This is a genomic window from Alteromonas gracilis, from assembly GCF_043642145.1.
Lineage (GTDB): Bacteria > Pseudomonadota > Gammaproteobacteria > Enterobacterales > Alteromonadaceae > Alteromonas > Alteromonas gracilis_B.
On sequence record NZ_JBHZRZ010000003.1, the window covers coordinates 50,579 to 69,068 of the forward strand.

Annotated in this window: 16 protein-coding genes; 8 read left to right on the top strand and 8 right to left on the bottom strand. The window is 44.5% G+C overall.

Going from position 1 to position 18,490, the window contains the following annotated elements:
* Positions 1-8: 8 nt before the first annotated feature.
* From ACHUFN_RS07160 to ACHUFN_RS07195, 8 genes are all read right to left on the bottom strand, one after another.
* The gene (locus ACHUFN_RS07160) at positions 9-1,595 is read right to left on the bottom strand and encodes a sensor domain-containing diguanylate cyclase (RefSeq protein WP_394221642.1); all 1,587 of its coding nucleotides are present in this window, start codon (positions 1,593-1,595) and stop codon (positions 9-11) included.
* A 126-nt stretch (positions 1,596-1,721) separates the two neighbouring features.
* Positions 1,722-3,746: a HAMP domain-containing methyl-accepting chemotaxis protein gene (locus ACHUFN_RS07165; RefSeq protein WP_394221643.1), complete on the bottom strand. Its 2,025-nt coding sequence runs from the start codon at positions 3,744-3,746 to the stop codon at positions 1,722-1,724.
* Positions 3,747-4,024: 278 nt separating this feature from the next.
* A complete protein-coding gene (locus ACHUFN_RS07170; RefSeq protein WP_394221644.1) occupies positions 4,025-4,852 on the bottom strand; it encodes a symmetrical bis(5'-nucleosyl)-tetraphosphatase in 828 nt (275 codons plus the stop codon).
* Positions 4,853-4,859: 7 nt separating this feature from the next.
* Complete coding sequence (gene apaG / locus ACHUFN_RS07175) at positions 4,860-5,234, bottom strand: Co2+/Mg2+ efflux protein ApaG (protein WP_394221645.1); 375 nt, start codon at positions 5,232-5,234, stop codon at positions 4,860-4,862.
* Positions 5,235-5,241: 7 nt separating this feature from the next.
* Positions 5,242-6,069, bottom strand: coding sequence for a 16S rRNA (adenine(1518)-N(6)/adenine(1519)-N(6))-dimethyltransferase RsmA (gene rsmA, locus ACHUFN_RS07180; RefSeq protein ID WP_394221646.1), 828 nt, complete (start codon positions 6,067-6,069; stop codon positions 5,242-5,244).
* Positions 6,066-7,052 carry a 4-hydroxythreonine-4-phosphate dehydrogenase PdxA gene (pdxA, locus tag ACHUFN_RS07185; protein WP_394221647.1) on the bottom strand — a complete coding sequence of 329 codons (987 nt, stop codon included), beginning with the start codon at positions 7,050-7,052 and terminating at the stop codon, positions 6,066-6,068. Before pdxA ends, rsmA begins: the two co-directional genes overlap by 4 nt.
* Positions 7,053-7,066: 14 nt before the next feature.
* Complete coding sequence (gene surA, locus ACHUFN_RS07190; RefSeq protein WP_394221648.1) at positions 7,067-8,380, bottom strand: peptidylprolyl isomerase SurA; 1,314 nt, start codon at positions 8,378-8,380, stop codon at positions 7,067-7,069.
* 29 nt (positions 8,381-8,409) lie between these two features.
* On the bottom strand, positions 8,410-10,662 hold the full coding sequence (locus ACHUFN_RS07195; RefSeq protein WP_394221649.1) for an LPS-assembly protein LptD: 2,253 nt from the start codon (positions 10,660-10,662) through the stop codon (positions 8,410-8,412).
* 437 nt (positions 10,663-11,099) lie between these two features.
* Here ACHUFN_RS07195 and djlA point away from each other — a divergent pair, with 437 nt between their 5' ends.
* The 8 genes from djlA to acpS all read left to right on the top strand — a co-directional run bounded on the left by djlA (position 11,100) and on the right by acpS (position 18,472).
* Positions 11,100-11,978, top strand: coding sequence for a co-chaperone DjlA (djlA, locus tag ACHUFN_RS07200; RefSeq protein WP_394221650.1), 879 nt, complete (start codon positions 11,100-11,102; stop codon positions 11,976-11,978).
* On the top strand, positions 11,979-12,905 hold the full coding sequence (gene xerD / locus ACHUFN_RS07205) for a site-specific tyrosine recombinase XerD (RefSeq protein WP_394221651.1): 927 nt from the start codon (positions 11,979-11,981) through the stop codon (positions 12,903-12,905). It abuts the gene before it with no gap.
* Between the two features lie 292 nt (positions 12,906-13,197).
* Positions 13,198-13,920, top strand: a complete 723-nt coding sequence (dsbC, locus tag ACHUFN_RS07210; protein ID WP_394221652.1) for a bifunctional protein-disulfide isomerase/oxidoreductase DsbC — start codon at positions 13,198-13,200, stop codon at positions 13,918-13,920.
* Positions 13,921-14,147: 227 nt separating this feature from the next.
* Positions 14,148-15,869 carry a single-stranded-DNA-specific exonuclease RecJ gene (gene recJ / locus ACHUFN_RS07215; RefSeq protein WP_394221653.1) on the top strand — a complete coding sequence of 574 codons (1,722 nt, stop codon included), beginning with the start codon at positions 14,148-14,150 and terminating at the stop codon, positions 15,867-15,869.
* A 148-nt stretch (positions 15,870-16,017) separates the two neighbouring features.
* Positions 16,018-16,299, top strand: a complete 282-nt coding sequence (locus ACHUFN_RS07220; protein ID WP_394221654.1) for a hypothetical protein — start codon at positions 16,018-16,020, stop codon at positions 16,297-16,299.
* A 39-nt stretch (positions 16,300-16,338) separates the two neighbouring features.
* Complete coding sequence (gene recO, locus ACHUFN_RS07225; protein WP_394221655.1) at positions 16,339-17,055, top strand: DNA repair protein RecO; 717 nt, start codon at positions 16,339-16,341, stop codon at positions 17,053-17,055.
* A 249-nt stretch (positions 17,056-17,304) separates the two neighbouring features.
* Positions 17,305-18,042 (top strand): pyridoxine 5'-phosphate synthase, encoded by a 738-nt coding sequence (gene pdxJ, locus ACHUFN_RS07230; RefSeq protein WP_394221656.1) that lies wholly within the window; start codon positions 17,305-17,307, stop codon positions 18,040-18,042.
* Positions 18,043-18,091: 49 nt separating this feature from the next.
* Positions 18,092-18,472, top strand: coding sequence for a holo-ACP synthase (acpS, locus tag ACHUFN_RS07235; protein WP_394221657.1), 381 nt, complete (start codon positions 18,092-18,094; stop codon positions 18,470-18,472).
* Positions 18,473-18,490: the final 18 nt, after the last annotated feature.

The window sequence follows — 18,490 nt, forward strand, 5'->3', positions numbered from 1 at the left end:
AAGCTAGCCTAGTTTTTGCTAAAAACTCTATTTCGACCTTCTTCTTTTGCAGCATAAAGGGCGCTATCGGCTTTTTTAAATAATTCACGATTGTCTAAAGATACTCCTGTGGGGCTGCATGAGGCGCCGATAGAAACGGTTACGACTGAACTTGTTGGCGAGGCTGCATGCTCACAATCTTTACTTTCTACGTAAGCCCTAATGTTTTCCGCTACTTTTTCAGCCTCTTCTAACGTTGTATTTAGCAATACAACAGCAAACTCTTCACCTCCGAAGCGAAAGGGATGGTCGGTTGCTTGGTGTAAGGACTCTTTTATACATTGAGCAACTTTGCGCAGGGCTTCATCGCCTTTTGCATGTCCATACTGGTCGTTGAACAGTTTGAAATGATCAATATCGATCATGAGCATGCTTATAGAAGTATTTTTTGCTTTTTCATCTCTGGCGAGATTTTCCATCCATTCGTCAAAATGCCTACGGTTAGAAAGGCCTGTCAACGCATCAGTTGTACTTAAACTTTGTAATACACGGTTTTGTTCAGCGAGTACATTTTGGTGTTCCTCGATAGTTGAAAACAATTGATTAAGCTGGCCCCCGAGTTGGGCCATTTCATTATTTCCATCCAAGTTACATCGCTGCGTGAAATCTCTTTGATCTTGTGCGCACTTTACAAAATCAAGCAATCGGTAAACTGGAGCAATAAGCTTTCTGTTTATAAACACATAGAATATTAAAAGTGAAAATACAGAAAAAAGCATGCCTGCCAATAGGCTAATATCGAATATAAAGCCTTTATCTGGTGTCTTTGGCCTTTTTATTGATAATGCAAACAAAGCGTCATCTTGTGAATTTGCAAATAGTATATATAAACGCTCAAGCTGGCTCTGGGGTTTAAAGTCGCTGCTTAGTAAAGTGTTAAGTTCGCTATATCTAACGGCTTGTTTAGTTTCATTTTCGCTTAGTGAAGAAAGTGTGTGAAAGAGTATGTCGTCGTCTATATCAGGGGTGATCCTATCAATAAATGCCTTGTTGATTTCTTGTAAAATAAGCGCTATTCCGTTGCTTTCACCTTGCTCATCTGATGGTAGTACTGGGCTTGCAATCAAGGCTGTTGGTGAGCCGCCGATGACAGCAAATGTTGTTTTCACTAGTTCATCTGAATTATTAGGTAACGAAAGCGCCCCGCTCGCGACGATCTGTTCAACTATGGTTCTGTTAATTACCGAACGGTTTCTGTGTTGCCCAGCCACAAACTGTGCATTTGAATCAAAAAAATACCATCCAGTTATGCCTAAAGTTGAGTAACTCGCAGGAATAAAAAAGGTTTTTTCAAACCAAGTTGTATCTTTTTTAGAAATTGAAGAGAATGTTTCATCCCAAACTGCATTGTCATACACAAGGTTTTCCAAGGCTCTAAATTCTTGGTTAACCTCAGAAGCTGTGCGTCGTAATTCAAACCTTACATATTCCAGCGACAACTCTTTTAATTGCGGCAATATGACAAACGCCCTAATGCAAATTTGCACAACAACAACTGTCGCCACAACAAGCGTTACGGCAATGATAAGTTGTGAGCGAAGTGTCGTGAGTCGCAAAGCTTAAACCAGTATGTTTAAACCTTTAAGTATAATCGAAGTATTTGACTTTGCTTAAAAGCAAAACGCCAGCAATGCTGGCGTTTGATTTACTGCGTTAAACTGAATTGCTTTAAATAAAGCGAGTTACACTTTAAATTGTCTAATTGACTGCTGTAACTCTTCGGCAAGACGCGCGACTTCGTGACTAGACTCAGACGTTTGTTGTGCCCCCGCCGTTGTCTCTTCTGCAATGCCTACAATAGTTTCAAGCTTCTCGCTGATCTCTTGAGACACCGTGTTCTGTTCGCGCGCAGACTGCTCAATTTGAGAGCTAACGTCATGTGCTTTGTGAACAGCATCTGAGATAATATCCAGTGCTTGTGTAGCCTTTTCGGTTTGAGCAACGCACGCTGCGGTTTGCTCTTTACCTTGATTCATTACTGATACCGCTTTTTCAGCACCGGCCTGTAGTACTTCAATCATCGCGTTGATTTCTTGCGTCGATTCTTGGGTTCGACTTGCCAGTGTGCGTACTTCATCAGCAACAACCGCGAAGCCTCGACCTTGCTCACCAGCTCGTGCCGCTTCAATGGCAGCATTTAACGCAAGTAAATTGGTTTGGTCTGCAACACCGCGAATTACATCAAGGATACCGCCAATACTTGCGCTGTCTTGGTGAAGCTTGTTGATTACGTCAGCCGCTTCTTGAACATCGCGCGATAGAACTTCGATGATGTTCTTGTTTTCCAATGAAATTTGACGCACGTTTTCAGCCTCGGCATCGGCGTGGCGAATTTGGCTAAGAGTATCTTCAGCATTTTGCACCACAAGCTGTGACGTAGAGTGCATTTCGGTAGTCGCTGTCGCTACTTGGCCAATTTGTGATTTTTGGTCTTGAATTGAATGCGTCGTTTGCGCTGTTACTGCAGAAGTTTGCTCTGACGCGGCCGCTAGCTGTTCTGCGCGAACGTTAATAGCCGTGATCAACTCTTTTAGACTACCAATAAGGTTATTACAATTTCGGGCTAAAAGGCCAAACTCATCTTGTGCTGAATCGTCTAAGCGATGCGTAAGGTCACCTGATGCGGCTACCGTAAGTAGTTCATTCACGCGATAAAGCGGGCGTGTAATTGCGCGAACAGTGACATAGCCTATGAAAGCTGCAACGGCGATAGAGATAATTACAACCACAATAACAAACGTGTTGCCGGTAGATATAGCACCGTTTACTTGTTTTTCGATATGCGTCGCTTTTTGATCCGCTAGCTTAAGTAGGTCTTCCAACGTCACTACGGCTTGCGCAATATTCGAATCTGAAGCTTTTAGAGCTTGTTCTGCATCGTTTCGGCGTTCTAGACGGTCGACATGAAGTTGTACTACACCATCATCAGCTTTAATGGCGTTGATTGCGTTGTTAACTAAATCGTTAATATCGTCCAAGGTACCAGAGTCGTCTCGACCGCCTGCCGTTTGCACCATTTCACTTAACTGAGTCACTACTTTTTCAACCACAAGATCGACTTCGTTGCCTAGTGTTTGCGAGCGAACTAGTGTTTCAGTTTTAATGTATTCGTAAGACACAGTAAGCAGAGAAAGTAGTGATGTTTCAAGCTGGCTACCAATTTCTGCCGCGCGTCGAAGGTTAGGGTCGCGCTCAACAGCGTCAAGGTCTGAGAAGTCTAGAAGATAAGTAGATGCGTCGTCAGCATTGTCTTCGGCATCGCCTAACCTGTCCTGAATGCTGTTGCGCAAATCTAGGTACATTTGATGGTTTTTGTACATGGTCTCTACGTTAGCAACATACGCCTCATAAGATTCGCGTACAGAACTAAGTGTGTTGCGTAAGTCAGGTTCATCGCTTACGGCTTGCGCCAGTTTTTTATATTCGCTTTCAAACGTGTCTTTGGCGGAATTAAAAGATGCGCGTTTGTCTTTTAAATCGTTGAGGTCTTCTTCGATGTAGCTTTCGAAAGTAAGTCGGCCCATGTTGAGGAAGCTTGCTTTAAGTGCATTGCTGCCAGCTACCGTTGGCAACGCTACATCGTTGACTTCTTCGGTCGCAGAGCCTATTGAGTTGAGGTTATAAAGTGAAACAACACTGATAACAATCAGAAGTGCGCTAATCGCGACAAATCCCCCGATTACGCGTGTGGCTACCGTTATTTTCATCGGAACTCCTGGATGAGTGTTTTTGTTTTTATATCTAACGATATTACCCGTCTCAGCCAACAAAATATAGCGTTAAACACGCAAGTTTGAAGTGACACTGATAAGATAATGAAACATCATCGTTACTGGCTTAAGTAATTATATCGGCTACAGTCACTTAATGTTTATTTTATTTAGCATTAAAGTATCCAAACCTTTACTGGTAGTACCAGTTAAAACCCTTGAACGAGCGTTGTAGCCAGCAAATTTAAATAGGAAAAGAGCAAGTTGATAGTGGTCTAGGCAGAAATGCTCGTTGTTGACGAAGAGTGTAAGTTAAGCAAAGTCATGCGCTGCCCCCAAACGTAGCCTGTATCTAACCCAATAAATTTTGATGAGTTGGTTTGCCCTGAAAGTGCTGCCCAATGCCCAAAAACAACGCGTTCTTTAGGCAGTAACGCTTTATTAGTCAGCTCAAACCAAGGCTTGATGGTGCTACTTGTGCTGTGTGAAACAGCGCTTGGGTGCGACTTATTATCGAAATCTAATGTACCGTTGCTGTGAACAAAGCGCATTCTAGTACACGCATTCACAATAAAACGGAGTCGCTCCACGCCCTGTAGCTTATCAGACCAATTGCTGGGCTTGTTGCCGTACATATCAGAAAGAAAGGCGCGATAGTTGTCTGACTTTAATAGACGACTTACTTCATCGCTAAACCCTACACAGTCATTGAGAGACCATTTCGGATAGAGCCCAGCATGGACCATGATGGAATGGTCATCTATCTTCATTGCCAGAGGGAACTGTCGAAGCCAATCAACAAGTTCTGGTAAATCAGGGGCATTAAGTAAAGGTTCTAGTTTGTCTGATTTCTTAGGCTTGCGAACATCGTTTACAACAGCCAACAAGTGAAGGTCATGATTGCCTAACACACTGCAAAAATTACTGCCAAGCGAGCGCAAATAACGCAGTGTGCTTAATGAGTCTTCTCCCCGAGCAACCAAATCACCTACCGCGAGTAGTTTGTCACTATTTTCATCAAATTTTACTTTGTCTAAAATGCGACGAAGACCGTTGTAGCAGCCCTGAATATCGCCGATGACGTAGGTGTTACCTTGGGGCATAAAATCCTTAATGAAGTATACTTGGAATAGCTAAGCGGAATACACTAATTGGAACACGAAAGCGCTCACCGCCTTCCATTTCCATAACGTAATAGCCTTCCATATTGCCAACGGGTGTGTCAATGACAGCACCGCTGGTATATTCAAAATGTTCGCCAGCTTTCAGTATAGGCTGTTTACCTACAACGCCATCGCCTTCAACTTCAGATGTTTTTCCATTTGCATCGGTTATTTTCCAGTAGCGGCTAAGAAGCTGCACCGTATGCTCACTATTGTTTTCGATAGTGATGTGATAGGCAAAAGCAAATTGTTTGGAATCTGAGGGTAAGTGTTCTGGCAGGTGGCGGGTTTTCACCCGCACCTGAATATCAAGTACATCCATAGAGCGCCTATTGTTCTTGTTGGCTCTCTTTTGCAGACATAGCATTAGCTAATGTTGCAAAATCGTTAAGTGAAAGCACTTCAGCGCGACAGGTCGGGTCAATACCTAACTCACGAATTTCATCTTCACTCAAGCAATCTTTCAATGAATTGCGAATGGTTTTGCGGCGCTGATTGAAAGCTTGAGCACAAACGCGTTCTAGTGTATTCACCGATTCTACTTCAACAGGCGGAGCTTGGTGCGGAACAAGTTTCACTACCGCAGAGTCAACCTTCGGCGGTGGCTTAAAGGCACCCGGAGGAACATTCAACACTGGAATGACGTGGCAATAGTACTGCGCCATTACAGAAAGTCTTCCGTAATTTTTAGACCCAGGTCCAGCAGCTAAGCGGTTAACCACCTCTTTTTGAAGCATGAAGTGCATATCTTCAATGCAATGCGCATGGTCGAAAAGGTGAAACATAAGTGGTGTAGAAATGTTGTAAGGCAAGTTGCCGAACACGCGAAGCTTCTTATCCTTTATCGGCATCTCATTACACAGCGCACCAAAATCCATTGTCATTGCGTCTTGCTCAATAACAGTCAGCTTATCGCCGTTAAAAGGATGATGTCGCAATCGTTTAGCAAGGTCACGGTCTAGTTCGATAACCGTAAGCGCGTCAACTTCTTCACAAACAGGGTCTGTAAGTGCACCTAAACCTGGTCCAATTTCTACCAAGTTTTGTTCGTTTTTTGGTGCGATGGCCGCAACAATTTTACCTATCACATAGTCATCGTGAAGGAAGTTTTGACCGAATCGCTTTCTGGCCGTATGGCCTAAATGTGTTTTACTCATTGTTGATGATGTGCAAGCTCAATGGCTTTTTCCAATGCTTTTCTGAAACTACCTGCGTCGGCTTCACCTGTACCGGCCAAATCTAATGCGGTACCGTGATCTACCGAGGTGCGGACGAAGGGTAACCCTAGTGTAATATTCACTGATGCCCCAAAACCCTTGTATTTTAGCACGGGAAGACCCTGGTCGTGATACATAGCAAGTACCACATCGGCATTTTCTAAGTATTTGGGCTGAAAAATGGTGTCTGCGGGCAGAGGCCCTGTAATATTTAAGCCTTCTTCTCTTAGCTCATTGAGCGCAGGAGTTATGGTATGAATTTCTTCGGTACCGATGTGACCATCTTCACCAGCGTGAGGGTTTAAACCACACACGTAGATATGCGGCTGTTTAATACCAAATTTAAGTTTAAGGTCGGTATTTATAATGTGAATGACTTTGTGTAATCGCTCACGTGTTATCGCTTTTGATACGTACTCAAGAGGAATATGCGTTGTAGCGAGTGCTACGTTTAGGCCTTCAGTAGCCAGCAACATGACAACATCGATGGTGTTTGACTGGTAGGCAAAAAACTCGGTGTGACCGCTAAACGACACGCCCGCCTTATTAATAATTCCTTTGTGAACAGGGCCTGTTACCACCGCATCGAAGTCGCCATCTATATTTGCCTGACAAGCTTGGCGCAAGGTTTCCACAACATACAGCCCATTTTCGCTATCAAGCGTGCCTGGCGTAACTTCAACCGATTTATCTATCTGCTTTATAAACAATGAACCCGCAGCCTGTACCTGCGGGTTATTAGCATCGTAATTGATTAGCGTTAGCGGGAGCCCCAAAGCGGCCGCTCGAGCTTTAAGCATATCGGCATCGGCAAACACGACAAGCTGCGCTTGCCATGCCTCTTGTGCCAGTTTAATGATTAAATCTGGCCCGATACCAGCCGGTTCTCCCGGCGTTATTGCTATTTTAATTGGTGTACTCATTAATCTCTTAATATTTATGATTCAACTACTTCAACGTAGGCGGCATCACGCATTTCGCGGATCCAGTTCTCTGTCTCTTCTGCAAATTTACGATTGAAAATAAGCTGCGATGCTTTCTCTTCTTTACGCTTGTCGGTGGCGTCGTCGATACGACGATCGATAAGCTGAATTAAATGCCAACCGTGAACTGAACGAACCGGTTCGCTATACTCGCCTGGCTCAAGTTGTGCTAGTGCTTCTTTGAACTCAGGTACATAGTTGTTAGGGTCAGTCCAGCCTAGTTCACCACCGCGAAGTGCAGAGCCTGGGTCTTCTGAATGCTCTTTGGCAAGATCTGCAAACTCAGCGTCGCCGTTTTTAACGTCTTCTCTAAAGCGCAAAAGCATTTCTTTCGCTTTGTCTTCGCTTAAGATAATAGATGGTTTAATAAGGATGTGACGAGAGTTAACTTCTTCCACAGTTACTTTTTCAATACCGCGAGTATCAAGCACTTTAAGAATGTGAAAACCAGCACCGCTTCGAATTGGGCCAACAAGCGCGTCTTTGTCTTTGTTTTGAATCGCTTCAGCAAATAGCGTAGGCATGGCGTTAATGTTTAGCCAACCCATGTCACCGCCTTCTAGTGCTTCATTACCAGATGATGACGCAATGGCAATTTTGGCAAAATCAGAACCTGAATCTAACAGTGAGATTACTTTGTCAGCGCGCTCACGTGCAGCTTGAATATCTTCGTCAGTTGGTTCAGACGGGAAGCCAATTAGGATATGTCCAAGGCGGTACTCTGCTTGTTCAGCCCCCTGTTGTTCCATTAAATCGATTAGCGTGTCTATTTCTTGAGGAGTGATGTAAACACGGCGGCGCACGTTGGCACGGCGCACTTCGCCCATAATAATTTCCTCACGAATGTCTTCGCGGTAGTCGTCGTACGAGATGCCTTCTGCCGCCAATTGCATACGAAGTTGCTCTAGGGTGGCGTTTTGGTTAGCTGCAATGTTGCTAATGGTTTGTTCTAGCTGTGGATCGCTAATACGAATACCCATACGCTCAGCCATCTGCAATTGAAGGCTTTTAGTGATTAAGCGCTCAATAGCTTGTGTTCGAAGCGCACGATCTGAAGGTAACTGCTGATTATTAGCTGCTGCGTTGCGTTTTACATCTTGTACAAGGGCCTCGATTTCGCTCTCAAGCACTACGCCTTGGTCAACAATTACAGCAACACGGTCAAGCGAGACTTCTTGCGCAACGCTGTTAAACGAGAGTAGGGCACCTAACATCAATGCACGGATAATGAACTTCATACACACTCTTTTATTATTGGTTAATTGCATTTAAGCGACTTTAAGCGCTCAATTGCGGGTTAATTTAAACTATAAGGCTGGCGATAGCCAAACATACCGTCTTGCAGCATGCTTCTTTGGGTTCCTGACGAACCAATTCCTTTAAAGATAAACTGAAGCGATACACCCGAATCGAAGTCGTCTGTTGTTTGCTCACCACGCTCGTTAAAGCGGTTGTTTAGCGTTCTTTGCGCAACGAGTCTTACCGCCCAACAGCACGATTCGTATTGAATGCCTGCGTAGGTTTCAACGCTTCTGCTACGTTCTAAATCTCGGTATGAACGGCCAACCCATTGCCAGTTTTCTGAAATAGGCCAGCTTGCTGAAACACCAATTTGGTTTATCGTTTCGCCACTGAGGTCGCGAACATAACGATGGCTTAATTGTATAAAGCGCGACGCGTCTTTTCGGTATTCAATACCCACACTGCTTAAGTCCACTTTTTCTGTTTCAGTGGTCACTTGCACGTCGGAATGAAGGAACCAGTTCTTATTAACGCGCCAGTCTACTTCGGCCGCTAATGCTGAACGGTCTTGGTTTTTTGTGGCCGCAATCACTTTATTATCTTCAAGGTAGAATATCTGACCAACACTAAGAACAAATTGTTCCCTATTGTTTTTATCAAGTATACGCGTGGTCGCACCAAGGGTAATTTGGTTGTTGTCGTTTATTCTATCAAGGCCTGTAAATTCCTGGCCCCTGAATAGCCCCTCTACGTCAGTTAATAGTGGTGTAGAGTCGTAAAAACCAATAGCGGTTTGGTCTTCAAAAGAGGTGTAAAGGTATTGCACCTTAGGCTCTAATGTCATTGACATGTCATCGCTAAACCAAGAGGTATCTCGCTCGAAGTATAAAGCACCATAAAGACGTGCCTGACCTAGAGTACGCTCAACGTCTTCTTCTAAATTGGTCCCTTCAACATTGTCTTGTTGGTAAACCGTTTGGAACAACGTAGTTTCTGCGACAAGCTCACCCCAAGCAGCGCGCAGTGGTACTGATAACGTAGGTGCAACGTGAAAACGTGTAGCGGTAGGCGCTGTGTCTAGGGTGTTGTCAAAATGCGCTATTTCGGAATCGACATTGAATTCAAGGTACTTACTCAGCGCTTTATTGTAGCTAATTTTAATCTCTGGCACCGCGCGATAACTATCTTCGGTATCACCAAGTACTTCGAAATCTTTAACGTGTACATTTATAGCTAAGTTTTGAGAATAGTAGCTTAAGCCTACGGTGCGATAAAGGTGGGTGTCGGCACGACTGTAGTAATCAGAGCCTAGGTCATTTAAATAGTTGTCATCACTTAAACCGTTAAAATCAATATTTAGCAACCAATTATCGCCAATGAGACCTTGGTGCTCTAGGCGGTAAAAATATCGGTCTGGGTTACCTTCGATATCGGAATCACTAGGCAAATATTCAACATATGCTGTGCCTTGGCTGCGCTCTGTTAAATATCGAAATTCTGTATTTAACTGAACACCACGAAGCGTCATCAATCGGGGGGATATCGTCATGTCGTAGTTAGGGGCAATATTCCAATAAAAAGGTTGGGTATAGTCAACCCCTGTTCTTCTTGAACTGGTAAGTTCAGGGAACAGCAATCCTGTCTGGCGTTCGTTGGTAACTGGAAATGCGAAATATGGCAAATAAAACACTGGAACATCAGCAACGTAGAAGCGGGTGTGTTTTGCCTGTCCCCACACTGTACCCTTTTCTAAACTTATTTCACTGGCGCGAATTAGCCAGTCTTCATCGCCCTCTGGGCACGTGGTGAAACTCACATCTTTTAGTACAATACCCGTGTCGGTATCTAAAACGATGTCTTTAGCTGCCCCTTGCCCTACAAACCCTGTAAGCTGGTAGCGCGTATTCTGCATTTCTAAACGCTCTTCTTCTGAGCGAAGCGTTACTGCGTCACTTTCAACTTTCAGTTGCGCGTCTTGATAAACCACATCACCTTTTGCAATAAGGTCGCGCCCGCTGCCGTTTATTTGTGCTTGGGATGCACTAATTACAGCTGTGTCTGAAGTGATATCGACATTCCCCGAAAACAATGCAACGGTATCTTGAATAATTTCAGTCCGATTCGCTTCGACCTTAACTTGACCTTTCGGCATCAGGGCTTGGCTACTAAAAGTAACAGGTTCGACCGAGCAAAATGCAAGAGGAGCCGCATTTGATACTGAATTAGAATTTGAAGTTGTCGTTTCCTGTGCAAACGCGACTGTAGGCAAAAGAGTCGCGGAAACAAGCAAGGCGCAGGTGTTTTTCATGCGTTTATGGGTGGCCTGTTTTGTAATATGTTGTTTTTAAACCCAAATAAGACGACGTGCGTCTCGGTTAGTTCGACATAACGTTTAAAAAACCAGTGGTTCTACTATTAATTTAGCTGTGTAAAAGCCTATGTATTGCGCACATAAGAGCCTACACACAGAGGTAGTATGATAGTTTGTTCACTGTTACCAAATATTTAAGCGCTCAATTCTAAGCACTTCTGACGCAATTACCAACCATTCAAACAAAAAAATGCACTTTTATACAGCCAAAGTATCAAACAGCGAAACAAATATCACCGTACCCTTCTTGAATTTGAGACGCACATACCTACTTATTTGTTGATATGATGTTGTACCTAACACAGTTTTATATAGTGTGTTTTGCCAACCAAGATAGCAACCTTTAATACAGTGCACTAACGGAGTATGACGCGATGTCAATTTGGGGAAAAATCCTCGGCGCCTTATTCGGCTTTATGTTTCTAAAAATACCTGGGGCAATCTTAGGGCTGTTAGTCGGGCACTTTTTTGATAAAGCTTACCGTCAAGACTTTAATCAACTTGGCGGTTTTGGTCGCTTTTTTGCTGACCAAGACAACCTTAAGCAGCAAGCTATTTTCTTTCATAGTCTGTTTAGCGCGTTGGGCCACCTTGCTAAGTCTGATGGCAAGGTGACAGATAGAGAAATTCAAATAGCCACGGCATTAATGGATGAAATGCGTTTGACAGGTGACGCTCGACGAGAAGCGCAAGACGCATTTAGAGAAGGAAAAGCACGAGACTTTCCGTTAATCGATACATTAAAAGGTTTTTACGAAGCGAGTCATGGCAGAAGAGATATTCTTCAAGTATTCCTGGAAATCCTTATCCAAGCCGCGTTTGCAGACGGTCAGCTTTCGCAAGCTGAGTACAACGTACTTGAAAAAGTTGCAAAGCCGCTAGGGTTTAGACGCCGCGATCTAGATTACCTTATCTCTATGTATGAAGCTGAAATTCGCTTTAGGCAGCGGGCGCATTCTGGTTCAGGCCAGCGCGCCCATTCTGGAGCAGGACAGCATCAGCATAACCAATCAAGGCAGCAGTCTGCCTATTCCGAGCAACAGAGTTTAGATGATGCATATCGTATTTTAGGTGTTGCCTCGTCTGATGATGAAAAGGCAATTAAACGCGCGTACAGAAAGCGCATGTCTGAACATCACCCAGACAAATTGGTATCGAAAGGATTACCTGAGCAGGCAATGGAGATTGCCAAGAAAAAAGCTCAAGATATTCAGTCGGCTTACGAGCTTATTAAGCAAAAGCGCGGTTTCTAGATGGCGAAGACTCAGCGTGAACTTACTTATGTGCCTGCGGCAAGTCAGTCGCATATAGACGGATTTATTGAGATGCTTTGGCTTGAAAAGGGGCTATCGGAGCACACGCAGCAAAGCTACCGCACTGACCTTACAAAGCTTGCTATTTTTTGTAATAACCAAGGAACAAAAGATATTGCGTTGGTTACTACCGAGCAACTGCAGGACTACCTTGCTCATCGCCATGATAAAGGGCTTTCTACACGCAGCACCCAACGAGCTTTGAGCGCTATTCGCGCTTTTTACGTTTACTTAATTAGCAAGCAAGTTCGCGTAGACAGCCCCGTATCGGCGTTGTCTAACCCTAAGACGCCCAAAGCGCTACCGTCATCACTTAGCGAACAACAAGTTGAAGATTTACTAAACGCACCGCTGACAGATGACCCCATTGAGTGCAGAGATAAAAGCATGCTCGAAGTGCTTTACGCAACGGGCCTTCGCGTGAGTGAGTTGATTGGCCTAACGATGGATCAAATAAGTCTTCAGCAAGGAGTTGTGCGAGTGGTAGGTAAGGGAAACAAAGAGCGACTAGTGCCGTTAGGGGAAGAAGCCATTGAGTGGTTGCTGACCTATATTAAAACAGCGCGCCCGATTTTGGCCACCAAGACATCTGACGTGGTTTTTTTAAGTCGACGTGGACAAAAAATGACGCGCCAAACGTTTTGGCACCGCATAAAATACTATGCGGTAAAAGCGGGGATTGAACAGCACTTATCCCCTCATACGTTACGGCATGCGTTCGCCACTCACCTGCTTAACCATGGTGCAGATTTACGTGTTGTACAAATGTTGTTGGGCCATAGCGATCTTTCTACCACCCAAATTTATACGCACGTTGCCACCGAGCGACTTCAGACCCTTATTCACAGTCACCATCCAAGGGGGTAAGGCACGCGTAGCATTTTACAAAGCTACTGCAAGCTATGAATGCTACAAGCTGAGTGCTCTGCACGATGAGGCTCAGTATTGGCGTGTATTAAATGATGGTCTGTGTGTTACGATGTAACCACAACGGCTTCTTAATTTCGAGCAAAAAAATTACGTTTAGTATGCAATTTTTTGATAAATTTTGCGGTCTGATAGATAACAAGTAATAGACTTTTGGTGGTTGTTTTAAGCGTTAACGTCTTTTTCGAGCACCCCCACAGCAGCCAACAACGGCACAACGGAGAGATTTTTAGTGAAAGCAGTACAGAAAATATTGTTAGCAGGTGTTGTCGCAGCAGGTTCTTTGTTAGGCCTTAGCGCACAAGCTGCTGACGAATCCGCTATCCGAGACAAGTTAACTTCTATGCTTGGGTTAGATGTAGAGACCATTGCCGACTCTCCTGTATCAGGTCTAGTTCAAGTATCTACAGATCGTGGCTTGTTTTACGTCAGTGAAGACGGTCAATATCTACTTCAAGCTCGTGTATTTAACATAGATGAAGAAATGCGTAATGAAACAGAGGTTGCGCTTTCAAGCTTACGCAAAGAAGGTGTAAAAGAGATGGAATCATCGTCTATTACCTTCAAAGCCAAGAACGAGAAGCACGAAATCAGTGTGTTTACCGACATTTCTTGCGGATATTGCCGAAAGTTTCATAAAGAAATTGATGAGCTAAACGATGCGGGAATTACTGTTCACTACCTTGCATTTCCGCGCTCTGGGTTAAACAGCGAAAACTACGACGAGATGGTTTCAGTGTGGTGTGCAAAAGATCCACAAAGAGCGCTTACTAAAGCCAAAGCTGGCAGTGAAGTGGCAAGTGCCAGCTGTAAAAATAAAGTGGCCGAGCAGTACAAGCTGGGTCTAAAACTAGGGGTAAATGGCACACCTAATGTCGTGCTTCCAGATGGCACGCTTATTCCTGGCTATCAGCCGGCAGCCTTGTTAGCTAAAGCGCTAGAAGCATCGGAATAGCGCTTAGTGTACCTAATGAAAAAACGCACGCTTTGTGCGTTTTTTCGTTTTCTAGGGTATGATTTCGCCTTAATTCATCAAGATGGTTTTCAACTGGCGCTTATAACAGCGAAGCTGTGGTAGGTATTAAAAAATGCAGCGCGTCGCTGAGCGTCTAGTTCAAAACATTTAAGCTCGTTTAACTGCGTATTGTCAGTTGCAGTTACAATTTTGGTTAGTGGTATTTCATGATTTTGCCTATTGTTCGCCGCGAAGTTTCCGGCGCCTCGCTAAGTTCCGACTTACACCCTGTTATCGATAGAATTTATCGCGGTCGCAATATTGCGAATGTTGATGATTTAGAAAACGGTCTAAAAGGACTTACGCACTTCAATGCACTTAAAGGTATGCCCCAAGCTGCAAGCATTCTTGCAACGGCGGTAGAGCAGAATAAACGCATTATTATTGTGGGAGACTTCGATGCTGACGGCGCAACTAGTACGTCGGTTTGCATTTTGGCACTTCGCGCCATGGGCTATCACAACGTTGATTTTTTAGTGCCAAACCGTTTCGACTTTGGCTACGGGTTGAGCGTGCCTATTGTCGATGAAGCGGCAAAGCAGGGAGCAGAAATTATCGTTACCGTGGATAACGGTATATCTTGTATTGATGGTGTATCGCACGCCAAATCACTAGGCATTCAGGTTGTTGTAACTGATCACCACTTACCAGGCGATGTTTTACCACCAGCTGATGCGATAGTGAACCCTAACCAACCAGGTTGCGACTTTCCGTCTAAGAACTTAGCCGGGGTAGGCGTGGCCTTTTACATTATGCTTGCCCTCAAAGCACAGCTGCAGCAACAGGGATATTTCGAAAGCACTGGTATCGCACCGCCTAATTTGGCGTCACTGTTAGATATCGTTGCAGTGGGCACGGTTGCTGATGTGGTAGTGCTTGATAAAAATAACCGCATTTTAGTGCACCAAGGGCTTCAGCGAATTCGCGCAGGAAAGTGTCGACCTGGAATTAAAGCATTGGTCGAGGTGGCGAATCGCGACTGCGCCCATTTAACATCAACCGATTTGGGGTTTGTTGTTGGACCAAGATTAAATGCAGCTGGTCGTTTAGACGATATGTCTCAGGGTATTGCATGCTTGCTAGAAGAAGAAACAATTCAAGCGCGAATGATTGCCGCTGAACTAGATGCGCTGAACAAAGAGCGTCGTGAAATTGAAACCGGAATGAAAGCGCAAGCTGAAATGGTTTTAGAGCAAATGGCGCTAGACGAAGGGGATATGCCAAGCGCTCTGGTTGTCTATCGTGAAGACTTTCACCAAGGTGTTATCGGTATTGTGGCAGGGCGTTTAAAAGAAAAATACCTTAAGCCGGTAATCGCGTTTGCTCATCAGGACGACACTATCATTAAAGGTTCGGCGCGCTCCATACCTGGCGTACACATTCGTGATGTATTGGATGAAGTAAACACGCGCTTCCCTGGTGTTATCGATAAATTTGGCGGGCACGCTATGGCTGCAGGGCTAAGTTTACCTGTAGCAAAGCTTCAAGACTTTGAGCAAGCTTTTGTTGAAGTGGCGCATTCGCACATGGAAAAGCTAGATGGTAATCACGCATTGCTTTCCGACGGTGATTTGTCTTCAGATGAGCTGTGCTTGCCTTTTGCTCACTTACTGCGTCAGGCTGGCCCGTTCGGACAAGGGTTTGAGTCACCGTTATTTGATGGCGAGTTTAGCCTTCTTGATCAGCGTTTAGTGGGTCAAAAGCATCTTAAAATGGTGCTAAAGTGTGACGGCGCTAACGAAGTAGATGCCATTGCATTTAATGTTGATTTAACGGCGTGGCCTAATGCCATGATTAAGCATGTGCGTATTGCTTACCGCCTTGATATTAACGTGTTTAGAGGGCAAGAAACCGTGCAGCTTATTGTTGAGCAATTAGAAGCAATATAATGCGCAGCGATGTTGTTTGAAAGAAAGCCGAATGCAAGAATCAAGCATTGGTGTGATGTGTGGGCTTCATTCAAATACAACAGAGTTAAAGTAGCCTCATAAAACGTTAAGTAAACATAAAAGTTATTAAAAGACGACAGGTAAAAAGGTGAAAAGCGAAAGACAAAAGTTGGTTGAGAAGCACAATCAACTTAACCAAACCGACAACGCTAAAGTTATTTCTCATGTGCAACGTGAAGAGAAAGACAGCGATTGGATTCGCCACACCATCATGCTAGAAGGCATTGACGTTCCATTTATTTATCGACGTAAACAGCAGTACCAAAGCTTAAAAGGCGCGCGAGTCAATGTAACTTACTACAGGCACGTTGAAGACGTGGCCGGTATTGAGTTTGAAACCATGAAAGTGGTGAGAATTAAGCGCAGCTAATAATACTGGCCATCGCAATTGAAAACACAGTGAGCAACAATGAATAACGAATGGTTAAATGCCTATGTTCTGCATAGACGCCCTTACAGGGAGACCAGCTATATTGTTGACTTTTTTACCCTTGAAGAGGGGCGTGTAAGCGCGGTGGCGAAGGGCGTAAAGAACAGTAAATCTGACAAGAAAAGCTTACTCCAACCTTTTCAGCATCTTCGTTTACAGCTAAGCGGAAAATCAGAGCTAAAAAACTTACGACATGTCGAAAGCGTTTCACCCTCCATCAACCTTGTAGGCACCGCTTTATTTTGTGCCATGTACGTGAACGAGTTAACAAATCGAATAATGCCGGCGGGTCTTGCCAGTGATGGTGTTCATCATGCTTATGAGAACGCATTGTTATCGCTTCGCGACGAAAAAGACATAGAAGTAACCCTGAGGCAGTTCGAGTTTGCCTTGCTTGATGAGATGGGCTTATTACCTGATTTCACCATAGACGTAGAATACGAAATGCCTATTGAAGAGAGCGGTAGCTATAATTTTCAGATAGATGCAGGGTTTGTCCGGTTGCCCGATGATTTAGCAGGCACCAGAGGTATACGGGGCTTTCCCGGCAAAGCGCTGTTAAGTTTATCGCAGGGCGAGTTCACCCCGCTGAGCAAAAAAGTAGCGAAGGTGCTTTGTCGCGATCTTCTAAAACCTCTCATTGGCGACAAACCACTAAAAAGCCGAGAGCTATTTATGGCCAAACCTCGTCAGTGATACCTGATGCCGACGCTTTAAAATGCTCGTCTCTTTTTTGCTCAAAGCACCTTATCGATGCCAGCCCCTTAAATTATTTTCTCTTAACTCAAACGCTTAAACAGCACGTTATATAAAAAAATTTGCTACACTTGCGCAATCTTAAAAGGCGAGCTTACGCCTTAAATTTAATGGCGTGATAGCGCCTTTAATCAATTTTATAAACACTAAGAGCACGCTTCTTTTTGCTCTTCTAGGCTAGGTGGTGAAATGAGCACGATTTTATTAGGCGTTAATATCGACCATATCGCAACGCTTCGCAACGCGCGAGGTACGCATTACCCAGATCCGGTGCATGCAGCAGATATTGCTGAACGAGCGGGTGCTGATGGCATTACGGTTCATTTACGTGAAGACCGCCGCCATATTAAAGATCGCGACGTGCGCATTTTAGCGCAAACCATAAACACGCGCTTAAACCTAGAAATGGCAGTTACCGACGAAATGCTTTCCATTGCAGAAGAAGTCAAACCCGTGTTCTGCTGCTTAGTGCCAGAAAAGCGCGAAGAGCTTACCACTGAAGGTGGCCTTGATGTGGCAGGAAATTTCGACAATATCAAAGCGGCGTGTGACAGACTCGCTAACGCAAATATTTTAGTATCGTTGTTTATTGATGCGGACAAGGCACAAATTGATGCTGCGGCTGAATGTAACGCGCCTTATATTGAAATTCACACAGGCCAGTATGCTGAAGCAACTAGCGAAGAAGAGCAGCAAAAAGAGTTAGCTCGCCTAATCGAAGGTATCGAGTATGCTGACAGTTTGGGCTTAAAGGTAAATGCAGGGCACGGTTTGCATTATCACAATGTTAAGCCAATTGCGGCAATTCCACAGCTTATCGAGCTTAACATTGGTCACGCTATTATTGCTCGCGCTGCATTCGACGGTCTTCACACGGCGGTTGCGGATATGCGTAAGCTTATGCTTGAAGCACGAGCAGGTATCTAAAAAGCCCGTTCAAAAAAGAATAGGGTAAAAGGTTAAAGGTGAATGTAGCGTGGCGATAGCAGGGCTGGGGACTGACATAATAGAGATTGCTCGTCTTGGAAAAGACGGCGAGGCAAACGCACGCTTAGCCAAGCGAGTACTTACGCCTACAGAGTGGCAGCAGTTTAGCGAACACGCTACGCCGATACGTTTTTTAGCGAAACGTTTCGCCGCCAAAGAAGCGGCGGTGAAAGCCCTAGGCACAGGCATAGGAAACGGGATTAGCTGGCAGCATATAGAAGTACGCAATAACGAGCTGGGTGCGCCAGAGCTCCACTTTTCTGGTGAATTCGCGTCTATGTGTCAAACTCGAGGTATTGTCCGCAGCGTAGTGAGTATTTCAGATGAACAGCATTATGCCGTTGCTACCGTTATACTTGAAACAGCCTAGCAGTGTAAAACATTAACC